General features: G+C 71.6%; 1 protein-coding gene. It reads left to right on the top strand.

Going from position 1 to position 211, the window contains the following annotated elements:
* Positions 1-211 (top strand): ketoacyl-synthetase C-terminal extension domain-containing protein (locus GT045_RS25660; protein ID WP_161335605.1); only part of this gene is annotated, 211 nt, incomplete at both ends.

Genomic DNA, 211 nt, shown 5'->3' with positions numbered 1-211 from the left:
CTGCACGTGGACGAGCCGTCCCCGCACGTCGACTGGTCTGCCGGCGCGGTCGAACTTCTCACGGAGTCCACGTCCTGGCCGGAGACGGGCCGACCGCGTCGGGCGGGTGTGTCGTCGTTCGGGGTGAGCGGTACCAACGCGCACGTGATCCTGGAGCAGGCTCCGGTATCCGTTCCGGAGGAGGAGCCGGTCGCGCTCGTCCAGCCGCCGG

Source organism: Streptomyces sp. SID486, assembly GCF_009865385.1.
Lineage (GTDB): Bacteria > Actinomycetota > Actinomycetes > Streptomycetales > Streptomycetaceae > Streptomyces.
The sequence above is the reverse complement of the archived record's forward strand: the minus strand, read 5'-3'. Positions and strand labels throughout refer to the sequence as shown.